3 protein-coding genes are annotated in these 4,575 nt (G+C 37.6%); 2 read left to right on the top strand and 1 reads right to left on the bottom strand.

The genetic code is table 11. The features are described from left to right. Nucleotides 1–228 precede the first annotated feature (228 nt). Nucleotides 229–1,980 carry a LuxR C-terminal-related transcriptional regulator gene (locus GNF10_RS35345; RefSeq protein WP_185607426.1) on the bottom strand — a complete coding sequence of 584 codons (1,752 nt, stop codon included), beginning with the start codon at nucleotides 1,978–1,980 and terminating at the stop codon, nucleotides 229–231. 100 nt (nucleotides 1,981–2,080) lie between these two features. Here GNF10_RS35345 and GNF10_RS35340 point away from each other — a divergent pair, with 100 nt between their 5' ends. Beyond that, complete coding sequence (locus tag GNF10_RS35340; protein ID WP_185587698.1) at nucleotides 2,081–2,332, top strand: hypothetical protein; 252 nt, start codon at nucleotides 2,081–2,083, stop codon at nucleotides 2,330–2,332. 466 nt (nucleotides 2,333–2,798) lie between these two features. Next, nucleotides 2,799–3,020, top strand: a complete 222-nt coding sequence (locus tag GNF10_RS35335; RefSeq protein ID WP_185607425.1) for a hypothetical protein — start codon at nucleotides 2,799–2,801, stop codon at nucleotides 3,018–3,020. Nucleotides 3,021–4,575: the final 1,555 nt, after the last annotated feature.

Below are 4,575 nucleotides of genomic sequence, written 5' to 3'. Positions count from 1 at the left end.
CCTATGTCCTATAGCCCATTCATTTAATTCATCTGAATCATCTTTTGATGAGTTATAACTTTTGTTAGCAAAATCTTGTGCTTTTTCTTTAAATGATGTATTTGAATATATAAAAGCTAAAGCATAATATGCTTCTATTTGAAAATTATAATGATTTTTTTGCTGAGAAATTTCTAAAAGCTTTAAAAAGATTTCTTCTGCTTCTTGTATTTCTAATAAATCTATTTTTCAAAGACCCTTGCCTACTAATGAACACATATAAAACCTATCTAATGTTAAATCATTCTGGCTATTAGTATTTGCATGTAAGCATTCTATATCTAATATTTCTGCATTTTCATACTCCCTAAGGCTTTCAGAAAGATTACCAACGATCCAATAGCTTTGAGCAAGATTAAGGTGAATGCTTACCAAATTTATTCCACGTAAAACATTACCAATTATTTGAGTTGCCGCTAACATCAGTTTTTGTAATAGACCTAATGTCCGAAGTGAAGTACCTAGATTTTCTCCACCTTCTAAATTATGCCATTTCCATTTTGATTTTCTTCTATATACCATTACACTACAAGCCGCTTCAAAATCATCAATAGCTAAATAATGATAGTAAGCTTCAAAAGCTTGTAATGCTTCCTCCATAATGTAAACCTTGTTAACACTCTTTGTCCAAAATTCTGCTGCGTTCCGGTTTGCTGTCTCCCAATCTTCACTCATTCTCAGCCTACTTATCGCTTCTTCTCTAATCACTGGATGCAACCAGTATTCGCCATTTTGAAACTCTACTAAAGAGCGATCGCGCAAAGAATTTACTACCCGCCGATGTTGTGACTCTGGCACGTCCCATAGCAAACAAAAAAGTCCATTAATAGAAACTGTTGCAATATCTTGATAACGATAACATCCTAAACGGCAGAGGAGTTTAAAAGCTGAAAAGTGGCGTTGTTCCAAACAATTAAACTGAGTGGTGACTAAATCTCTTAAATCAGCTTCAACTAATAAATCTCCCTGATTCATTTGCCAATATGGCTCTAGATTACCTGCATAATCTACTTGAATAGCACCAGCAATAATTTCCATTGCTTTAGCATTCCCTCCGAAGGCATTATGTATAGCACTGAAAGCTGGAGAATTTGTTTCAAGACTGCGGCTGTGAAAATATTCTTCCCATGCGTTAACAGACAAACCTTCCAGAAAATAATACCGAAGAGAAACATCAGCTTCACGTAGGCGATCGCGGCTGGTAATCAGCGTCAATGACTGCAAACTTGGATCGGCTAAAACTCGTAACAACTCTACATAGCGGCGATGAGGCTTAATCAACTTACAATTTTCATCTAATGCGGGTTCAAGATTATCAATTAAAACTCCAATTCTTTCACCCTGAAGTTTTTGGCGAAAGCGTTCGAGAGATACGCCAAACTCCCGTCCTGGTTCTTCATTAAGTTGGCGTAGTCGTTCCTCAAGTAAGCTTTCGATGGGAGTAATATTCTCGGTTTCTTTGGCAATGGGAAACTCTATATAAAAACCAAATTTTTGCTGAAGATAATTTCTGGCTAAAGTTGTTTTTCCTACACCACCTTTTGCATGAATGAGAATAACTTTTGCACCTTGACTGTCGAGATCGTTGAGATCCGCGATCGCTGTTTCACGTCCAACAAAATTTTTATCTGGTATGCTTTTTTGAGTTATATGTTCTAATGTTGTGGTTTCTATAGGAGTTTTACTCACTACGAAATCTGGCTTGTACCTCTGAAAAAGAGCAATCAAATCAGCACGTTTTGAGTAGCGTTGATCTGGGAACTCATTTTTCAAACCAAACTCCTCACAGATGTCTCTGATGTGTTGTCTTACCGTTGCTTTAGTAATATTTAGGGATTTAGCGATCGCTTCATCTGTCTCTCCAGCCAAAAACTTGATCAATACTTCCCGTCGTCTGTGTGTTAACTCGTTGAATGCTTTGTCGAACTGTCCTTTACTCATATTTTTATGCTAGTTCCCGGCCGCTTCACAAGCGTTTAGTGGACTTGTTTATTAAGACTCACAGCTTTGTGCATTTGGTGTTTATTCCACGAGTGCAACTATGAAATTAAGCCGATATCGGTTTAGCAAAGCAACAACAAAGCAACAAACCACTAATTTGCTCAAAATTATCTCAAACACCAAGAGGCAAAAAGTAATGATTAGTTCCGAAAAGATTTCCACCGTCATAGCCGTCATCGGGTTGAGTATCCAGTTTTCCGGGTTATGTATTCAGTTTACTAGATCTTTCGACCCACCGAAGTTAAATACAGTACAAGCATCAATAGTTCAAACATCCTCTGAAACTAAATAAAGCAACAGCGATATACAGAGGGTTTCAAGCAAACAGAACATACAAATGAACTCCAAAAGCCACTTTGCTAGCTGTACTCAAGTTTTGAAGTTTTTCAATTCCGAATATCTAACTCTTAAAAAAGGCAGAGACCATGAACACTAATCTAAATAATAGCTACAATCTCCTATTTAAGTGGAGTTGTAAGGGACTGAAATATTTTCTGCTGACTTTGTTTGGTTTTGTAATCGCATATGTGATTTCTAAAGTGTTTGGATGTGACACAATTGTTCAGATACTTTTATCTCCTTTTGTCTGGGAATGGCTTTTCCGAATTGCAGTACTTATCTTATGTTTTTTTGGAATCGCCATAATCTATGAGTCTACTCGTTAATTTTCTATGGAGATTTCTTAACCAATGCTATATTCGATGAGATTACCATTCCGACTAACTCAGCAACTTGGAGAAATATATTTTATAAAAACTATGAGTGTTCAAGGCAACACAGCTTTTATCCCAATTGCAATCAGCACTATCTCCTTGATTTACTTCTTGACAACTTCTGCAAAAGTGCCAATTCATGTAACTCTAGCCAACCATACTTTTACTTTAAAAATTATGGTTGAAATTCATCCCGATAAATGCATACCTAAGGCAGGGAATCACCCCTTGGACTCGGCTACAAAATGGGATATTCTGATTCACTGAGTTTTCACGGCAGATATCTCCAAGCTATTCTCCATCTGGCTTCGGAAGTATTCACTCTTTGCATATAAATTTCCACAAGCTCTAAGGTTTCAAGAACCAATGCTTCAAGTTCATTGACGACTACAACAGCTTTGTTACGAAACAAGCCTTCGAGACGGAAGGCAAGATTAAGTCTTACTTTCTTTGATTTAAAAACTCGTTGCGCTCTCGGCGGCGATAGTGGAGTGGCTCTTGCGGGCTTGTGGATCTAGTTGGTATTGAGCCGAGATACAAGTAAAAAGCAGCAAGATGGTCTGGAAAGCCTTGCTTTATATAGGTTTGAGCGTTTTTGAGGCGAAAGTAGGATTTTGAGAGAAGATACTTGCAGTCTGAGGGTCAATAATTGCTTTTCGCCTACCAAAGAGAATAATAAATACTGTGTGGTAGGAGGCTTATATTTTGGGCTGCAAGACCTTTCCTGTAGGAGTTTCAGCGAATTTACGGCGAAAGATATTTATCGTTCAACCTGTAAAACCTGTAAATAAAATTAATAAATACTCCAGTTCTTGTAGCGATACATACCCAAGATTTGCGCTTTCCTGCTGATTTTACTGTAAAATAGCTAAAACCTATATATAGCAAGAGTTTCCAGACAATCTTGCAGGTTTTTACTCATATCTCGGCTCAATACCAACTAGACCCTCATGCCCGCTCTTCTCCACTCCGAGCCACGAGTTCTTAAATCCTGAAATTGTGGAAGTATAGTAGTAAAAACTTGACGCAAAAGTTGGCGTACTGTGCGTAAGTCTTGGTCAGGAATTTTTGGCGGAGAAATCAGGGTGGTAAATGAGGTTTTTGGGGTCAAAATCTTTAGATTTACCTTATGTTTACCTTATAAATACCTTGGAGATGCCATTGTTTTACCTTATTTTTGGCAAAAAAGAAGTATTTTGTAAAAAACGGTGATTTTTAGTGTTAAATGTGCAAATAAATCCTTATATTTGCCATTGGAATACCATTGAAATGCCATTGGTTTACCTTACAAATGCCATTTTTTAAAAAATCCTTGTAAATACCTTATAAATGCCTTTTAGTTAAATAATGTTTAGTATGCGAACTTTTTCTGAAGCCCTGATAAAATCAGTAGCGAAAAAATGAAATTGATGATGAGCCAAGGGTAAGCTATGGAAGTCAAAAACGAAGTGACAATAAAATTTAGTGGGGAACACTGTAGCGGAAGCTGGCGTTTCTTCATGACCACATACAACAAAACCCCACTCCTTCACTGGGATTGTGTTTGGTGTGGGGCTGTTGGGGGCTGAACAGGCTTAGTTTGAGTTTTGGGTTGAGCTTTCTTGACTGGTTTAGTTTGAGGTTTGGGTTTGGGTTTATTGCCCTTTGACGCGGCTATATTCGCTTTTTTCTCTTTAAATGCGGCAAGCTTATCATCTTTTGATGCCTTTAGGAACTTTGGCGGTTTTTCTTGTGGCAGCCCTAGTTGTAGCGAACTGCAAACATAAACGCTTCAAACCGCAAACAAGGCGATTTTGAAACCACATTCTCTGCAAATAAGGGT

The sequence above is a fragment of the Nostoc sp. UCD121 genome (genome assembly GCF_014222285.1).
In the GTDB taxonomy this organism is placed as follows: Bacteria; Cyanobacteriota; Cyanobacteriia; order Cyanobacteriales; family Nostocaceae; genus Nostoc.
The sequence above is the reverse complement of the archived record's forward strand: the minus strand, read 5'-3'. Positions and strand labels throughout refer to the sequence as shown.

Excerpts from the sequence above, each read along its gene's own strand:
- GNF10_RS35340 (WP_185587698.1), top strand. The coding sequence starts at position 2,081 with ATGAAATTAAGCCGATATCGGTTTAGCAAAGCAACAACAAAGCAACAA.
- GNF10_RS35345 (WP_185607426.1), bottom strand. The coding sequence starts at position 1,980 with ATGAGTAAAGGACAGTTCGACAAAGCATTCAACGAGTTAACACACAGA.
- GNF10_RS35335 (WP_185607425.1), top strand. The coding sequence starts at position 2,799 with ATGAGTGTTCAAGGCAACACAGCTTTTATCCCAATTGCAATCAGCACT.